The 16,309-nt window shown below is 67.4% G+C and carries 11 protein-coding genes; 3 read left to right on the top strand and 8 right to left on the bottom strand.

Features of this window, described 5'->3' with window-relative positions; genetic code table 11:
* Positions 1-78: 78 nt before the first annotated feature.
* From AC6LJ9_RS02440 to metE, 6 genes are all read right to left on the bottom strand, one after another.
* Entirely contained in the window at positions 79-777 is a 699-nt protein-coding gene (locus AC6LJ9_RS02440) for a TerC family protein (RefSeq protein WP_498146312.1), read from the bottom strand.
* 279 nt (positions 778-1,056) lie between these two features.
* Entirely contained in the window at positions 1,057-1,938 is an 882-nt protein-coding gene (gene sucD, locus AC6LJ9_RS02435; RefSeq protein WP_006388410.1) for a succinate--CoA ligase subunit alpha, read from the bottom strand.
* A 21-nt stretch (positions 1,939-1,959) separates the two neighbouring features.
* Positions 1,960-3,120: an ADP-forming succinate--CoA ligase subunit beta gene (gene sucC, locus AC6LJ9_RS02430; protein WP_103273466.1), complete on the bottom strand. Its 1,161-nt coding sequence runs from the start codon at positions 3,118-3,120 to the stop codon at positions 1,960-1,962.
* Positions 3,121-3,130: 10 nt separating this feature from the next.
* Complete coding sequence (locus tag AC6LJ9_RS02425) at positions 3,131-3,733, bottom strand: DUF2889 domain-containing protein (protein WP_212319064.1); 603 nt, start codon at positions 3,731-3,733, stop codon at positions 3,131-3,133.
* A gap of 190 nt (positions 3,734-3,923) precedes the next feature.
* Positions 3,924-7,904, bottom strand: a complete 3,981-nt coding sequence (locus tag AC6LJ9_RS02420) for a Pls/PosA family non-ribosomal peptide synthetase (protein ID WP_498146311.1) — start codon at positions 7,902-7,904, stop codon at positions 3,924-3,926.
* Positions 7,905-8,160: 256 nt separating this feature from the next.
* Complete coding sequence (gene metE / locus AC6LJ9_RS02415; protein ID WP_498146310.1) at positions 8,161-10,458, bottom strand: 5-methyltetrahydropteroyltriglutamate--homocysteine S-methyltransferase; 2,298 nt, start codon at positions 10,456-10,458, stop codon at positions 8,161-8,163.
* 210 nt (positions 10,459-10,668) lie between these two features.
* Between metE and AC6LJ9_RS02410 the strand changes: the two genes are divergently transcribed.
* Positions 10,669-11,586, top strand: coding sequence for a LysR family transcriptional regulator (locus tag AC6LJ9_RS02410; protein ID WP_103273462.1), 918 nt, complete (start codon positions 10,669-10,671; stop codon positions 11,584-11,586).
* A gap of 163 nt (positions 11,587-11,749) precedes the next feature.
* Here AC6LJ9_RS02410 and recX read toward each other — a convergent pair whose 3' ends face one another.
* Both recX and recA read right to left on the bottom strand, forming a co-directional pair.
* On the bottom strand, positions 11,750-12,502 hold the full coding sequence (gene recX / locus AC6LJ9_RS02405) for a recombination regulator RecX (protein WP_498146309.1): 753 nt from the start codon (positions 12,500-12,502) through the stop codon (positions 11,750-11,752).
* A 119-nt stretch (positions 12,503-12,621) separates the two neighbouring features.
* On the bottom strand, positions 12,622-13,686 hold the full coding sequence (gene recA, locus AC6LJ9_RS02400; protein ID WP_498146308.1) for a recombinase RecA: 1,065 nt from the start codon (positions 13,684-13,686) through the stop codon (positions 12,622-12,624).
* A gap of 366 nt (positions 13,687-14,052) precedes the next feature.
* On the opposite strand from recA, the gene AC6LJ9_RS02395 reads away from it, so the two are divergent.
* Both AC6LJ9_RS02395 and AC6LJ9_RS02390 read left to right on the top strand, forming a co-directional pair.
* Positions 14,053-14,742, top strand: a complete 690-nt coding sequence (locus tag AC6LJ9_RS02395) for a response regulator (protein WP_103273459.1) — start codon at positions 14,053-14,055, stop codon at positions 14,740-14,742.
* A gap of 118 nt (positions 14,743-14,860) precedes the next feature.
* Positions 14,861-16,237, top strand: a complete 1,377-nt coding sequence (locus AC6LJ9_RS02390) for a sensor histidine kinase (RefSeq protein ID WP_498146327.1) — start codon at positions 14,861-14,863, stop codon at positions 16,235-16,237.
* Positions 16,238-16,309: the final 72 nt, after the last annotated feature.

Raw genomic sequence — 16,309 nt, 5'->3', positions numbered from 1 at the left:
GGTCCCGGTCCGGCTGAGCCCGCCGCGTCGATCGCGCGGCGGGAAAATTCAAAACAACAGATTATTGTAATTCAGCTTTCATTCAGCTTGCCGCCGCGCCAGCATGATTTTGCCGATGGCCAGCACCAGCAAGGCCCCCAGCACGCCCGCCATCAGCTCGAAGCTGTGTTGCGTGACGCCCAGTGCGCTGTCGATGCGCGCCACGGGTTCCTGCAGCGCCGGATCGCCAACCAGCAGCTCGCCCGCGATGAAGCCCAGCAGCGCGGCGCCCACCCAGACGATGACCGGGAAGCGCTCGATGACCTTGAGCAGCAGCGTGCTGCCGAAGATGACCAGCGGAATGCTGATGGCCAGCCCCAGCACCAGCAAGGTGGTGTCGCCCATGGCCGCGGCGGCCACGGCCACCACGTTGTCCAGGCTCATCACCAGGTCGGCGATCATGATGGTGCGGATCGCGGTCAGCAGATTGCCTTGCGCATGGCCGCCGCCCTCGTCCTCGCCTTCCGGCAACAGCAGCGAGACGCCGATGTAGACCAGCAGCAGCGCGCCGATCAGCTTGAGCCACGGCAGCAGCAGCAGTTTCGCGGCGACCAGGGTCAGCACGATACGCATGATGATCGCGGCGGCCGAGCCGATCACGATCGCTTTTTTCTGCTGCTGCGGAGGCAGCGAGCGCGCGGCCAGCGCGATCACCACGGCGTTGTCGCCCGACAGCAGGATGTTGACCCAAATGATCTGGAGCAGCGCTATCCAGAATGCCGCTGAACTGAGTTCCATACCCTCTCTTTCCTAGACGTGATCCCCCTAGGACAAACCAAATGAATGGATGAATGTAGACAAACAGAGCGCACTGACCGTCTCGGCGCGAGCCCGACGGCATTCTTGCTGGGTACGCAAAGGATTTCTTTCATTATAGTTTCGTTCAGCTTTCCGTATGTTTGGGTGAACGCGGTTTGAACGGGGGATTTCCCTAGGCAACGCGCCTTTTCACGCGGCGAACGGACGAAAAAAAGCCCGCCGAGGCGGGCTTTCTTTCTACGCGCGGCGGTAAGAGGCTTACAGCACCGACTTGAGCAGCTTGCCCATTTCGGAGGGGTTGCGCGTGGTGCGGATGCCGCAGGCTTCCATGACTTCCAGCTTGGCGTCGGCGGTGTCGGCGCCGCCGGAGATCAGCGCGCCGGCGTGGCCCATGCGCTTTCCGGGAGGAGCGGTGACACCGGCGATGAAGCCGACGACCGGCTTCTTCATGTTGTCCTTGGCCCACTGGGCGGCGTTCACTTCGTCCGGACCGCCGATTTCGCCGATCATGATGACGGCGTCGGTGTCGGGATCGTCATTGAACATCTTCAGGACGTCGACGTGCTTCAGGCCGTTGATGGGGTCGCCACCGATGCCCACGGCGCTGGATTGGCCCAGGCCCAGTTCGGTGACTTGCGCCACGGCTTCGTACGTCAGGGTGCCCGAGCGGCTGACGATGCCGATGCGGCCCTTGCGGTGGATGTGGCCCGGCATGATGCCGATCTTGATTTCGTCCGGGGTGATCAGGCCGGGGCAGTTCGGGCCCAGCAGCAGCGTCTTGCTGCCCTTGGCCTTCATGCGGTTCTTGACTTCCAGCATGTCACGGACCGGGATGCCTTCGGTGATGCAGATCACCAGATCCAGTTCGGCCTCGACGGCTTCCCAGATGGCGGCGGCGGCGCCCGCGGGCGGCACGTAGATGACGGACACGGTGGCGCCGGTGTCGGCCTTGGCGTCCTTGACCGACGCGAAGATCGGCACGCCTTCGAAGTCCTCGCCCGCCTTCTTCGGGTTCACGCCGGCCACGAAGGCGGCCTTGCCATTGGCGTACTCACGGCACATGCGGGTGTGGAACTGGCCCGTCTTGCCCGTGATGCCCTGGGTGATGACCTTGGTGTCCTTGTTGATCAGAATCGACATTGTGAATCCTTGATTTTTTCTTTACTTGACGGCGGCTACGACGCGGGTGGCGGCTTCGGCCATCGTGTCGGCGCTGATGATCGGCAGACCGGATTCGGCCAGCATCTTCTTGCCGAGTTCTTCGTTGGTGCCCTTCATGCGGACGACCAGCGGCACGTTCAGGTTGACGGCCTTGCAAGCCGCGATCACGCCTTCGGCGATGACGTCGCAGCGCATGATGCCGCCGAAGATGTTGACCAGGATGGCCTTCACGCTCTTGTTCTTGAGCATGATCTTGAAGGCTTCCGTGACCTTCTCGGCCGTGGCGCCGCCGCCGACGTCCAGGAAGTTGGCCGGCTCGCCGCCGAACAGCTTGATGGTGTCCATGGTGGCCATGGCCAGGCCGGCGCCGTTCACCAGGCAGCCGATGTTGCCGTCGAGCTGGATGTAGGCCAGGTCGAACTTGCTGGCTTCGATTTCAGCGGGATCTTCTTCGTCCAGGTCGCGGTAGGCGACGATTTCCGGGTGGCGGAACAGGGCGTTCGAGTCGAAGTTGAACTTGGCGTCCAGGGCGATGATGTTGCCCTTGCTGTCGCGGTTCAGCGGGTTGATTTCGACCAGCGAGGCGTCGGTGTCCATGTAGCAGGTGTAGAGCTTCTGGAACACGTCCACGGCCTGGGCGGTCGAGTCGGCGGGCAGGCCGATCGCGTTGGCGATCTTGGTGGCCTGCTCGGCGGACAGGCCGGTCAGCGGGTCGATGTATTCGGTGATGATCTTCTCGGGCGTGGAATGGGCCACTTCCTCGATGTCCATGCCGCCTTCGCTGGAGGCGATGAAGGCGACCTTCTGGGTGGCGCGGTCGGTGACCAGCGACACGTAGTATTCCTTCTGGATGTCAGCGCCGTCTTCGATGTACAGGCGACGAACCTTCTGGCCTTCCGGACCGGTCTGGTGCGTGATCAGCTGCATGCCCAGGATTTCCGAGGCCAGCTTGCGCACATCATCCAGCGAGCGCGCCAGCTTCACGCCGCCGCCCTTGCCGCGGCCGCCAGCGTGGATCTGCGCCTTGACGACCCAAACCGGTCCACCCAGCTTTTCAGCGGCAGCCACGGCCTCGTCGACGGAAAGAGCGGGAATACCGCGCGGCACGGGGACGCCAAATTGCTTCAGCAGTTCCTTGCCTTGATACTCGTGGATTTTCATGTGTTACCTGTCAGGACGTATGAGAAAAAGAAGGTGAATCGGAGGCCGAACCGGCGGATGCCTCAGCGCTATCCCCGGTGTACCACTTGGGATAGTGCTCAGCCACCACGGGGCCGTCGGTGCTCAGGGCATGACAGCCGTCGAGCTGGAACGGACGCCGGTTGGGGTTGCTTTCCTGCCGCCGCTGGTTGGCCATGGTCTGGACCGCCGCGGTGGGAAGCACCTGCGACAGCTCGGTCATGTGCGTACAGCCCGCCACGTGCCCGAAGCGCTCCTTGACCTGGCGGCGGAACCCCTTGAGCAGGTTCATGCCGATCAGATCAGTGTAAGCGGGTTCGATGGCCATGCAATGACCGCCGTAAGGGGCCGCGTCATAGACGGCCTGCGCCGCCACGATGGTGAAATTGCCATCGATGGTGATGCGCAGGTGCATGTGATGGATGGGGTCTCCGGCCTTGAACACTTCGCCGTCGCGCTTGGGAAAATCGTACGCCTTGACGTCGATCAGCTCGGCTTCCAGATCCCAAAGGCCGCCGTCGCGCGCATAGGACTGCACGCGTATGGAACGCGTGTGCAGCGGCTGGCGAGGGTAATCCGGCGGTGGCAAGGGCATGCTGGGGCCTGCGGGGCGAAGATGGCCGGCGCACGGCGTGGAAAACTTGTGCGCGGCAACAAAACCTTCAAAGTATAGCGCAGGCGGCCTCCGCTCAAGCCCCCCCGCCCCCACTGGCGGCAGGGAGAAACGGGGCCGCAAAGGCCCCGCGGCAGGGGTCGGTGACAGGCCGGGGGCGGCCCTGCCGGCCTCAGCGCCCCGTCCACGGCGTGGCCGGACTGCCCATCCAGGCCTGGCCGGCCGGGATGGTCTCGCCCTTGAGCACCAGCGTCAGCGGCCCCAGCACGGCGCCCTGCTCCACCCGCGTGTCATAGAGGATGGTGGTGCGCGGCCCGACGCTGACCCCGGCGCCGATCCGGACCTGGCCGATCTTCATGACCCGGTCCTCGAACAGATGGGTCTGCGGGCCGGACCAGGCATGCAGCACGGCGTCGTCGCCAATGGACACGCAGTCATACTCGGTGACGTCGGTGGTGTCCATGAACACGCGCTTGCCGATGCGCGCCCCCATGCAGCGCAGCGCCAGCGGCAGCCAGGGCGTGGCCCGCAGGAAATTGAAGAAGTTCGGCACCGCGATGGACTCGTACAGGCTGGTCACGGCCTCGCTCTTCCAGACGAAGGGCGTCCACATCGGCTCGGCGCGCGGCCTGTAGCGGCCGATCAGCGTCCACTTGAGCAGCACCAGGAACAGGAAGGCGCCGATGCCGTACAGCACGCCGGCCAGCATCAGCTCGTCGAAGGCGGCCACGAAGCCGTGCTTGACCGCCATCGGGATCACTTTCATCACCGTCAGGTAGCCCACGGCGATGACCACCGCCAGCGGCAGGATCATGCGCATGCCCTCGACCGCGCCGCGCGCCAGCTTGCGGCCCAGGCTGGGGCGGAAGGTCAGGTGCTCGGGAAAGCCGGCGGTCTGCTCGCGCGCCGGCAGGGCCAGCGGCGGATTGCCCAGCCAGGTCTGGCCGCTGGCCATGCGGGCATTGGCCGGGGCGCGGCTCTGCACGCCGATCAGCACGTCGTCGGGCAGCTCGGAGCCGTCCGGCACGTAGGCGCCGTTGCCGACGAAGCTGCGGTTGCCGATCACCGTCGGGCGCATGGTCATCCAGCCCCGGTCGACTTCCTCGTCGCCCAGCATCACGCCGTCGGCGATGAAGCTGTCGCGGCCCAGCGTCAGCATGTCCGGCACGATGCCCATGGCGGTCGAGATCTCGGTGCCGGGACCGACCTTGGCGCCCAGCAGGCGGTACCAGGTGCCGGCGTAGATCGAGGCGTACAGCCCGTGCAGCACGCTCAGGCTGGATTCCTGGATCTGGTTGGTCAGCCAGCGCCGCAGGTAGATCTGGCCATACACCGGCCAGCGTCCGCCCGACAGGCGCGGCAGCAGCGCCCAGCGCAGCAGGGCCGACACCAGGATGGTCAGCATCAGCAGCAGCGCGCTGGCCGGCAGCGCCAGCAACAGGTAGCAGAGGAAGGCATAGGGCCAGGACGCGCGCGCGCCCATCAGGTCCAGCCAGCGCGCGTCGATCCAGTCGATCAGCACGAAGCTGGGGAACACCGGCATGAAGAACAGGCCGGCGATGGCCGCGCCGCCCAGCGCATAGGCCAACATGTCCAGGCGCCGCCAGCGGCCGTGGCGCTCGGGCCAGGGCGGCAGCTCGGGAGCGCGCGCCTGCGGATCGTGACGCGCGGGCGCGCCGCTCCAGATCTGCCCCGCCGGAATGCGCGCGCCGCGCGCCAGCGACGACAGGCCGTCCAGGCGCGCGTCATCGCCCATCTCGACATCGCCCTGCAGCACCGCGTAGGAACCGATGTAGGCATTGACGCCGACGCGGATCGGCGATACTTCCCAGACGCCGCCGCGCACCTCGAAGTTCTCCAGATTCACCGCCGCGCCGATGCTGGCGCCGTCGCCCACGGACAGCAGGTCCGGAGCGCGCACCGAGATGCGGCTGATGGCGGTGTCCTGCCCGATCCGCGCGCCCAGCGCCCGCAGGTACCAGGCCTGCAGCGGCGAGCCGGCCAGCAGGTGCGCCGGCGGTATATCCATGATGCGGTCGACCAGCCACCAGCGATAGAACATCCAACCATACAGCGGGTAGCGACCGGCCTTGAGCCTGCCCAGGATGCCCCACTTGCAGGCCACGGCCACGCCGAAGCTGAGCAGGTTGCAGGCCAGGTAGCTGCTGATCGACAGCGTCACCGCGAGCCAGACCGAATCGCCCTCGTCGCCGGTGAAGTAGTGATAGGTGAAGAACGGCGTCAGCCAGATCAGCATGCGCACGCCGATCAGGATGGGCAACACCGCAAGCTGCGCCAGGCCGCAAGTCCAGCGGCGCCACTCGGGCGCGCGTTCCGGCGCCGCCTCGCGCGCCGCGCTGGCGCCGGCCACTGCCGCCTCGGCCGCCAGCGCGTCCAGCCGCCCCGCCAGCGCCGTCAGCGTGGAATGCTGGTACAGCTCGTGCATGGTCAGCGCGGAAAGATGCGGATGCTTGCGCAGCGAGGACACCAGCCGCGCGGCCAGCAGCGAATGGCCGCCCAGGTCACGGAAGAAATCGCTGGCCAGCCGCAACGGCTGGCCGGGAAACAGCGGACGCAGCGCCTCGAACAGCGCCTGCTCGCCGGCGGTGGCCGGCTGGTCGTCCTCGCCGCTGGGTTCTGCCGCCGTGGCCAGCTCGCGCGCCTTGAGCGCCTTGCGGTCGATCTTGCCGGACGTCAGGCGCGGCACCTCGGCCACCAGCTCGAAGCGGGCCGGGATCATATAGGCCGGCAGTTCCTGCGCCAGCCCGGCGCGCAACGCGTGCGGATCGGGCCGCGCCTCGCCCTCGGGCGCCAGGAAGGCCACCAGCTGCTCGATGCCTGCCAGGTCGCGCAGCACGACGGCGGCCGCGCCCACGCCCGGCTGGCGATAGAGCGCCGCCTCGATCTCGCCCAGCTCGACGCGGAAACCGCGCACCTTGACCTGGTCGTCGCTGCGGCCCAGGCACTGGATCTGGCCCTGCTCGTCGATGCGCGCCAGATCGCCGCTGCGGTACATGCGCGTATCGTGCTCGCCGCGCGGACGCGGGTTGGCCAGGAACTTCTCGGCCGTCAGCTCGGGCCGCCCCAGGTAGCCGGCCGCCACGCCCGGCCCGGTGATGCACAGCTCGCCCACCTGCCCTTGCGGCAGCACCGCGCCGTCCTCGCCACGGATCAGCATGCCGTAGTTGGGCAGCGGCGTGCCGATGGTGACGGGCTGGCCGGGCAGCAGCTCGGCCAGGCTGGCCGAAACCGTTGTCTCGGTGGGGCCGTAGGTGTTGTACATGCGCCGCCCCGGCGCGGCCCAGCGCGCCGCCAGGAACTCCGGGCACATCTCGCCGCCCAGGTTGATGATGCGCAGGCTGGGCACGTCGCGGCTGAACAGGGCCAGCAGCGTGGGCACGGCGTGCAGCACCGTCACGCCTTCGCGCGCCAGCGCCTCGGGCAACCCCTCCGGGTCGGTGGTCAGCATCTTGGGCGCGACCCACAGCGAGGCGCCGACCAGGTAGCTGATCCAGATTTCCTCGAACGACATGTCGAAGGCCACCGAGAAGCCCTGGTAGACCTTGTCGCCATGGCGCACGCCCAGCACTTCGTTCTCGCTGCGCAGGAAGTGACAGATGCTGGCCTGGGTGATGGGAACGCCCTTGGGCTTGCCGGTGGAGCCGGAGGTGTAGATGACGTAGGCCGGATGCTCGGGCAACAGCCCTGCGCGCTGGCGCAGCGGCGCCAAGTCGGCCGCCGGCTGCGACAGCTGCCAGGGCGTACAGGTGGCGATGCCGTCGAGCTGGACCTCGCCGCCGGCGACGATGTACTGCGCGCCGGCGTCCTGCAGGCAGGCCTGCATGCGCTCGGGCGGCGTATCCGATTCGAACGGCAGCCAGGCCGCGCCGGCCTTGGCGATGGCGGCCTGCATCAGCAGCAGCTCGTCGCCGCGCGCCAGGCACAGGCCGACGATATGCCCCGGCCGCACGCCGGCCTCGATCAGGTGGTGCGCGGCCAGATCGGCGCGCCGGCCCAGCGTTTCATAGGTAATGGACTGATCCTGCCAATGGATGGCGACGGCGTCGGGATGACGCAGGATCGTGGCTTCGAGAATATCCGGCAGCGTTTCCGCGATCAGCAGATCCGGCCGGTCAGAGCCATGGAGAATCATAGGTAAGGCGACAATCCGGCAAGGGGGATTTTTCGCTTATTGACCCATACCGGCGGGATTCGTTCAAGGACCGCGGACAAAAACATCGCAAAGACGTCGCGCGCGTTGTACCCATGCCGCGCGGGCGTGCGCGCGGCGGCGGCTTCACGACAATTTCACGCGGGCGTACCCCGAAAAACAAAAAACCCGCGCCTGCATCGCATGCGCGGGCCAAGCCGGGGACGGGCGTTGCCGGACGCGCCGGCCGCCGGCCTGCTCAGGCGGCGTCGCGCAGCGCGCGGGCAGCCTGCACCATGCCGATCAGCGCGGCCTCGGTCTCGGGCCAGGCGCGGGTCTTCAGGCCGCAGTCAGGGTTGACCCACAGACGTTCCCTGGGCAGGCGCGCGGCGGCCTTCTGCATCAGGCCGACCATCCAGTCGACTTCGGGCACGTTGGGCGAGTGGATGTCGTACACGCCCGGACCGATGTCGTTCGGATAGCGGAAGTCCTCGAAGGCCTTGAGCAGTTCCATGTTGGAGCGCGAGGTCTCGATGGTGATGACGTCGGCATCCATCGCGGCGATGGATTCGATGATGTCGTTGAACTCCGAATAGCACATGTGCGTGTGGATCTGCGTCTCGTCGCGCACGCCGGCGGTCGACAGGCGGAAGCAGTCCACGGCCCAGTCCAGGTAGGCCTGCCAGTCGGCGCGGCGCAGCGGCAGTCCTTCGCGGATGGCGGGCTCATCGATCTGGATCACGCTGATGCCGGCGGTTTCCAGGTCCACCACTTCATCGCGCAGCGCCAGCGCCAGCTGGCGGCAGGTCTGTTCGCGCGGCTGGTCATCGCGCACGAAGGACCACTGCAGGATCGTGACCGGTCCGGTCAGCATGCCCTTGACCGGCTTGTCGGTCAGCGACTGGGCATAGGACGACCAGCCCACCGTCATCGGCGCGGGACGGGCCACGTCGCCGAAGATGACCGGCGGCTTGACGCAGCGCGAGCCGTAGCTCTGCACCCAGCCGTTCTTGGTGAAGGCGAAGCCGGCCAGCAGCTCGCCGAAGTACTCCACCATGTCGTTGCGCTCGGGTTCGCCGTGCACCAGCACGTCCAGGCCGACCTTTTCCTGGAAGCGGATGACTTCCTCGATTTCCTTGCGGATCGCGGTCTCGTAGGCCGAGTCGGTCAACGCGCCAGATTTCCAATCACGGCGCAGCGCGCGGATTTCGGCGGTTTGCGGGAAGGAACCGATGGTGGTGGTGGGATAGGCGGGCAGGCCCAGCTCTTCCTGCTGGCGAGCGATGCGGCCGGCGAAGGGGGCGCGGTCGCGCGACACGCCGCCGGCGGCGGCCATGCGGGCGGCCACGGCCGGGTTGTGGATGCGGGTCGAGGAACGGCGCGCGGCCAGCGCGGCGCGCTGCCTGCCCAGCGCGTCCTGGGTGGCGGCGTCGGTGGCGCCGTCCAGGGCGCGGCCCAGCAGGTTCAGTTCCTGCAGCTTCTGCGCGGCGAAGGACAGCCAGCTCTTCAGCTCGGCATCGAGTTCGGTTTCGTTGTCCAGGTCCACCGGCACGTGCAGCAACGAGCACGACGGCGCCAGCCACAGGCGCTCGCCCAGCTGCTTGCTGACCGGCGCCAGTGTCGCGACGGCAGCGTCCAGGTCGGTGCGCCAGATGTTGCGGCCATTGATCACGCCCGCCGACAGCACTTGGTCGGCGCGCAGGCCGGCAACGACCTCGGCCAGCTGTTCCGGCGCGCGCACCAGGTCTACGTGCAGGCCGGCCACGGGCAGGGCCAGCGTGGTGGGCAGGTTGTCCTTCAGGCCGTCGAAATAGGTCGCGACCAGCAGCTTCACCGGGCTGGACGACAGCGTGGCGTAAACCTGCTTGAACGCGTCGCGCCAGGCTTGCGGCAGGTCCAGCGCCAGGATGGGCTCGTCGATCTGCACCCATTGCACGCCCTGCTGGGCGAAACGGGCCAGCACGGCCTGGTAGACCGGCAGCAGGTTTTCCAGCAGCTTGAGCTTGCTGGCGTCGGCGGCGCCGTCGGCATAGGCATCGCCCTTGCCCAGGTACAGCCAGGTCAGCGGCCCCGGGATCACGGGCTTGACGGCCAGGCCCAGCGCCTGCGCTTCCTTGACCTGCTCGAACAGCGATTCGCGGGCGATGCGGAAGGTCTGGCCCGGCGTCAGCTCGGGGACGATGTAGTGGTAGTTGGTATCGAACCACTTGGTCATTTCGCAGGCGGCGGCGGGCTTGCCGCTGGGCGCGCGGCCGCGGCCCATGCGGAACAGCGTGTCCAGCGATACGGGTTCGTTGTCCTTCTGGCCGAAGCGCGCGGGCACCGCGCCCAGCAGCGTGGTCCATTCCAGGATCTGGTCATACCAGGCGAAATCGCCGACCGGCACGAAGGCCAGGCTGTTGGCGGCCTGCAGCTGCCAGTGGCGGGCGCGCAGTTCGCGGCCGGTCTGCTCCAGTGCTTCGGCGGTCTGCTTGCCGGCCCAGTAGGCCTCGACCGCGCGCTTCAGTTCACGATGGGCGCCAATGCGGGGGAATCCCAGATTATGAATAGTCGTCATGTCGATAAGGTCCGAAGACAAAATTTGTTCAAGTGACGACTATTCTGGCGCACAATCAATTTGAGTCAAAATCAATGTCTACATTCATAATATGAGAGAATCTCATAAAAAATAAGCTCATGAGCCATCCGTGGGATAGGCGGTTCCGGCGCCCGTCCGCCCGTCTCCCGCGCCTTCTTTCCGCGCCTTTTTTTGGTCTGAACGTCCCCCATGCTGGAAATTCGTCACCTGGAAACCCTGACCGCCATCCGCGATGGAGGCAGCCTGCAGGAAGCCGCCGAACGGCTGCACCTGACCCAATCCGCCCTGTCGCACCAGCTGCGCGACCTGGAAACCCGGCTGGGCACGCCGCTGCTGAACCGGCGCACGCGCCCTGCCCGCCTGACCACCGCCGGTTTGCGCGTGCTGGCGCTGGCCGACGAAGTGCTGCCGCGCATGCGCGCCACCGAAAGGGAATTGCAGCGCCTGGCGGCGGGCCGTAGCGGCCGGCTGCACCTGGCCATCGATTGCCACTCCTGCTTCCAGTGGCTGATGCCGGCGCTGGATGCCTTCCGCGCGCAATGGCCGGACGTGGCGTTGGACCTGTCGGCGGCGTTCTCCTTCGCACCGCTGCCCGCGCTGGTGCGCGGCGACCTGGACCTGGTTATCACCTCCGATCCGCAGCCGCTGGACGCGGTCGACTACCTGCCCCTGTTCAAGTACGAACTGGTGCTGGCGGTGTCGGAATCCAATCCGCTGGCCGGCAGCAAGTTCGTCATGCCCGACCAGCTGGCGGACCAGACGCTCATCACCTACCCGGTGGACAAGCAGCGCCTGGACGTCTTCACCGCGTTCCTGGACCCGGCCGACGTGGAACCGGCCGCGATACGCAAGGCCGAACTCACGCCCATCATCGCGCAGCTGGTCGCCAGCAACCGCGGCGTGGCGGCGCTGCCGAACTGGGCGCTGACGGAATACATGAACCAGGGCTGGCTGCGGCAGTGCCGGCTGGGGCCGCAGGGGGTGTGGCGCACGCTATACGCCACGGTGCGCAGCGAGGACACGGACGCCTCGTACATCGATGAATTCCTGACCATCACGCGCGACGTCTGCTTCAAGACGCTGAGCGGGATCAAGTCGGCGAAATAGGCGGGAAGACGGCGACGGCCCGCGCGTGCGGGCCGTCAGGGTCGGGATGGCTGATTGCAATATGCCTGGCGCCCGGGCTTGGGCTTGGGCTTGGGCTTGGGGCTTGGGACTTGATGCTTGAGGGCCCGACGCTTCCTGTTCCCACCCGATTCACCGGCCTGGTCTAGTCTTCGTCGCCCGCGCCCAATATGCGGCGAATGACGTCCTGCGCGAAGCCGCGGCTGGCCAGGAAGCGCGCCTGCTTGGCATAGGCCGCGCGGTCGGCCGGCTTTTCGCCGAAGCGCTTGCGCCAGACCTCCAGCGCGCGCTCGTGCTCGGTGGAACGAAGCTGGTCGCGCAGCTCGGCCACCTGGCCATCGTCCACGCCGTGCTGGCGCAGTTCCTGCACGATGCGCGCCGCCCCCTGGCGCGACGCGCGCCGATGCACCAGGCTCTGCGCGAAGCGCTCGGTGGACAGCCAGCCTTCCTTTTCCAGCGCGTCCAGCACCGTCTCGATTTCGGCCGGGTCCTCGGCATGAGGCGCCAGCTTGCGGGCCAGCTCGGCGCGCGCATGCTCGCGGCGCGACAGATAGCCCACAGCGCGCATCTTCAGCGACGGGCCCTTGCGTTCGGGCTTGCCGCCATCAGCCTGCGCACCGCCATCCTTCCTGTCGCGGCCCGTCCGATCGCTGTCCGTTCCATCATCGTCCCGCACACCGTCGCGGGCGCCTTCGCGATCCGCCCGGGTCCGGCGCGCGCTGGCGCGGGCGCGCAGCTCGGAACTGCGCTGCCATTCGTCCGGTGCGGCGGCGGGCTCGGCGGCGCGGCGCGCGTCGGAACTGCGGCGCAGCCCTTGCGGCTTGGCCACGGTCTCGAACTCGTCATCCAGCTTGGCGCGCAGATGCTCGGAGGATTTGGCGGAAGGTTTCCAGCTCATGGGATGAAGTGTAGACAGGAAAACGACAACGGCAGGTTCCCGAACCAGGAACCTGCCGTCGCCCGACTGCCGTACACGCCCGGCGTCCGCTGACGCGAACCCGGGCGAAACGAGGACGATCAGTCTTCGCTGGTGTCCTCGGCCGTGGGCACGAACTCGGCGGCGCGGCTGACCACGCCCTGGTTCTCGCGCACGCGGTTTTCGATCTCGAACGCCAGTTCGCGGTGCTCTTTCAGGTATTCGCGGACATTGTCCTTGCCCTGGCCGATGCGGTTGCCGTTGTAGCTGTACCAGGCGCCGGACTTGTCCACCACGTTGGCGGCCACGCCCAGGTCGATGATTTCGCCTTCGCGCGAGATGCCGGCGCCGTACATGATGTCGAACTCGGCCTGCTTGAACGGCGGCGCGACCTTGTTCTTGACGACCTTGACGCGGGTTTCGTTGCCGACGACCTCATCGCCCTTCTTGATGGAGCCGATGCGGCGGATGTCCAGGCGCACCGAGGCGTAGAACTTGAGCGCGTTGCCGCCGGTGGTGGTTTCGGGGTTGCCGAACATCACGCCGATCTTCATGCGGATCTGGTTGATGAAGATGACCATGCAGTTGGTCTTCTTGATGGTGGCGGTCAGCTTGCGCAGCGCCTGGCTCATCAGGCGGGCCTGCAGGCCGGGCAGCGAATCGCCCATCTCGCCTTCGATTTCGGCCTTGGGCACCAGCGCGGCGACCGAGTCGATCACGATCAGGTCGACGGAACCCGAACGCACCAGCGCGTCGGCGATTTCCAGCGCTTGCTCGCCCGTGTCCGGCTGCGAGATCAGCAGGTCGGCCAGGTTCACGCCCAGCTTGGACGCGTACTGCACGTCCAGCGCGTGTTCGGCGTCGACGAAGGCGCAGGTGCCGCCCAGCTTCTGCATTTCAGCGACCACCTGCAGCGTCAGCGTGGTCTTGCCCGACGATTCCGGACCGTAGATCTCGACCACGCGGCCGCGCGGCAGGCCGCCGACGCCCAGCGCGATGTCCAGGCCCAGCGAACCCGTGGAAACCACCTGGATGTCGTGGGAGACTTCGTTGTCGCCGTAGCGCATGATCGAGCCCTTGCCGAACTGCTTTTCGATCTGCGAAAGCGCGGCGGCGAGCGCCTTGGCCTTTTCCGCGGCAGCGGCCTTGGTGGTTTTGTCGTCCATGTGAAGTCCTGTCTGTGTAACGTATCGGGTTGCGGGTCGGGTTCGGGCTTGCGCCCCGGGCTAACACGGGGGTTAACAATCTTGCTGCTCAGTCCAGGGCGGGGGATCGGAATCGTCAACGGCCTGGATTTCTGTCGGTCGAGATTATGGCATCGGATTGTACTGTACAAAAAAACAGTGTGCCAGAGTTTTCCACGTATACCCTGAGTGGCAAGCGCCACGCCCTGTGACAGAATCCCAGACGCCCCCGGTGATTCGTCCCCATTGCGCCGCCGGACGGCCCGCGACAGAAGAAAAACCCGCGCGGGCGACAGGGCAGGCAACCGGCATCGCGCGGGGGACGTACAACAACACTAGCAGCAGCCCATGCGTATCCTGATCGCCGAAGACGACAGTATCCTGGCAGACGGCCTGTCCCGCTCGCTACGGCACAACGGCTACGCGGTCGACGCGGTGCGCGACGGCCTGGCGGCCGATTCCGCGCTGGCCGCCCAGGCCTTCGACCTGCTCATCCTGGACCTCGGCCTGCCCCATCTGGCGGGCCTGGAAGTGCTGCGGCGCCTGCGCGCGCGCAATTCCTCCCTGCCCGTCCTGATCCTGACCGCCGCCGACAGCATCGAGCAGCGCGTCAAGGGCCTGGACCTGGGCGCCGACGACTACATGGCCAAGCCCTTCGCGCTGTCCGAGCTGGAGGCGCGCGTGCGCGCGCTGACCCGCCGCGGCGCCGGCGGCGGCGCCACGCTGCTCAAGCATGGCCGCCTGGTGTTCGACCAGACCGGCCGGGTGGCCATGGTCGACGAGCAGACGCTGGACCTGTCCGCGCGCGAGGTCAGCCTGCTCGAGATCCTGCTCACGCGCAGCGGCCGCATGGTCAGCAAGACCCAGCTGGTCGACCACCTGTGCGAATGGGGCGAGGAAGTCAGCACCAACGCGATCGAGGTCTATGTGCACCGCCTGCGCAAGAAACTCGAACCCAGCGGCGTGAAGATCGTGACCGTGCGCGGCCTGGGATATTGCCTTGAACGGGACCAGGGTGCGGCCTACCTCGCCAGCTGATTCCCCGCAGCATCCCGAAACGCTCAATCAAGAGGCACTGGATGTCATGCGGGCGGGGGCCAAGGGCCCCAGCTTCGCGCCGCCGCAAAGGTCGCTGCTGGGCGAGATCCTGGACTGGATGCTGGCGCCGCTGTTCCTGCTGTGGCCCATGAGCGTGGCCATCACCTATGTGGTCGCCCAGAACATCGCCAACGTGCCTTACGACCGCGCGCTGGCCAACAATCTGCACGTGCTGACGCGCCAGGTCTACGCGCAGGAAGGCCGCGCGACGCTGAGGATGACCGACGCCGCGCGCGACGTGCTGCGCGCCGACGAGACCGACAGCGTATTCTGGCTGGCGCTGGGCAGCCGCGGCGAGTACCTGGGGGGCGACCGCGCCCTGCCGCTGCCGGCCAGCGTGGGCCAGCCCAGCCCCGGCCAGGTGCTGTACGAGGATGACACGCTGCGCGGCTTCGGCGTGCGCATGGCCTACACCTGGGTCGACCTGAACCTGCCCGGCACGCAGCCGGCGCTGCTGATCGTGGCCGAGACGGTGGAAAAGCGCACCCAGCTCGCCAACGACATCATCAAGGGCGTGATCATCCCGCAGTTCGTGGTGCTGCCCGTGGCGGTGCTGCTGGTGTGGTTCGGGCTGTCGCGCGGCGTGGCGCCGCTGAACGCGCTGCAACAGCGGCTGCGCGCGCGCCGGCCCGACGACCTGTCGCCGATCGACGAGCGCGCCGCGCCGTCCGAGATCGCGCCGCTGCTGGCAGCCATGAACGACCTGCTGGACCGGCTGTCGTCCAACGTGCAGGCGCAGCGCCGCTTCGTGGCAGACGCCGCGCACCAGCTGAAGACGCCGCTGGCCGGGCTGCGCACGCAGGCCGAGCTGGCGCTGCGCGACGCCAGTCCCGAGGAAATGCAATCCAGCCTGCGCCAGTTGGTCACCGGATCGGAGCGCGCCACCCGCCTGGTGAACCAGTTGCTGCTGCTGGCGCGCGCCGAGAACCCCGCCGCCATCGGCCTGGCCCGCACCGACCTGAACGCCATCGCCTACGAGCAGGCCATGCACTGGGTGCCGCACGCGCTGTCGCTCAGCACCGACCTGGGTTTCGAGGGCGCCGAGACGCCGGTCGAGATCAACGGCAACCCGCTGCTGCTGGCCGAGCTGCTGAACAACCTGGTGGACAACGCACTGCGCTATACGCCGCGGGGCGGCCACATCACAGTGCGGGTGCAGAGCCAGGGCGAGCAAGGCGTGCTGGAGGTCGAGGACTCGGGCCCCGGCATCGCGCCGGAAGAACGCGAGCGCGTCTTCGACCGCTTCTACCGCGTGCTGGGCACGCTGTCCGACGGCAGCGGCCTGGGCCTGGCGATCGTGCGCGAGATCGCGCAGACCCACCAGGCCACGGTCGTCATCAGCGACCATCCAAGCCCCTATTCCGACCTGCCGGGCACCCGCATCCGCGTCGCCTTCCCGCTGTACGCGGAACCGGACCCGTCCGCCGACGCCTAGCGCGTCGCTGCGCGGATATGCCCGCGCATGCATCCCTTCCAATGGCCGCGGCGGCTTGCCGAAAGCCCAAAA

It is taken from the genome of Achromobacter sp. 1011811831, from assembly GCF_059760905.1.
The sequence above is the reverse complement of the archived record's forward strand: the minus strand, read 5'-3'. Positions and strand labels throughout refer to the sequence as shown.

Excerpts from the sequence above, each read along its gene's own strand:
- AC6LJ9_RS02440 (WP_498146312.1), bottom strand. The coding sequence starts at position 777 with ATGGAACTCAGTTCAGCGGCATTCTGGATAGCGCTGCTCCAGATCATT.
- sucD (WP_006388410.1), bottom strand. The coding sequence starts at position 1,938 with ATGTCGATTCTGATCAACAAGGACACCAAGGTCATCACCCAGGGCATC.
- sucC (WP_103273466.1), bottom strand. The coding sequence starts at position 3,120 with ATGAAAATCCACGAGTATCAAGGCAAGGAACTGCTGAAGCAATTTGGC.
- AC6LJ9_RS02425 (WP_212319064.1), bottom strand. The coding sequence starts at position 3,733 with ATGCCCTTGCCACCGCCGGATTACCCTCGCCAGCCGCTGCACACGCGT.
- AC6LJ9_RS02420 (WP_498146311.1), bottom strand. The coding sequence starts at position 7,904 with ATGATTCTCCATGGCTCTGACCGGCCGGATCTGCTGATCGCGGAAACG.
- metE (WP_498146310.1), bottom strand. The coding sequence starts at position 10,458 with ATGACGACTATTCATAATCTGGGATTCCCCCGCATTGGCGCCCATCGT.
- AC6LJ9_RS02410 (WP_103273462.1), top strand. The coding sequence starts at position 10,669 with ATGCTGGAAATTCGTCACCTGGAAACCCTGACCGCCATCCGCGATGGA.
- recX (WP_498146309.1), bottom strand. The coding sequence starts at position 12,502 with ATGAGCTGGAAACCTTCCGCCAAATCCTCCGAGCATCTGCGCGCCAAG.
- recA (WP_498146308.1), bottom strand. The coding sequence starts at position 13,686 with ATGGACGACAAAACCACCAAGGCCGCTGCCGCGGAAAAGGCCAAGGCG.
- AC6LJ9_RS02395 (WP_103273459.1), top strand. The coding sequence starts at position 14,053 with ATGCGTATCCTGATCGCCGAAGACGACAGTATCCTGGCAGACGGCCTG.
- AC6LJ9_RS02390 (WP_498146327.1), top strand. The coding sequence starts at position 14,861 with ATGCTGGCGCCGCTGTTCCTGCTGTGGCCCATGAGCGTGGCCATCACC.